Origin of the sequence: Clostridium sp. DFI.1.208 (genome assembly GCF_024463855.1) — a bacterium.
Classification (GTDB): Bacteria; Bacillota_I; Bacilli_A; order Erysipelotrichales; family Erysipelotrichaceae; genus Clostridium_AQ.
In genome coordinates, this window is record NZ_JANGCA010000344.1 from 1 (window position 1) to 255 (window position 255).

Sequence of the window (255 nt, forward strand, 5' to 3'; positions counted from 1 at the left end):
AAGAAAATGATTTTCTTAAATATGGGAAGTCAAAAGAAAACAGACCGAATCCCATTGTTCAATATGGCCTGTTTATGGATGCAAATGGTCTGCCTATCGCTGATATGACGTTTGAAGGAAACAAGAATGAACAGTTTTCTTTGAGAGAACTCGAAAAACAAATCGAAAAGGACTTTCAGTTCAGCCGATTCATCGTCTGTGCAGATGCTGGATTGAATGGCTGGGAAAACAAGGTATATAATGATAAAAAAGCCC

1 pseudogene is annotated in these 255 nt (G+C 37.6%); it reads left to right on the top strand.

The features are described from left to right. Positions 1-255: pseudogene (locus NE665_RS24615) on the top strand (transposase); the annotation flags it as partial.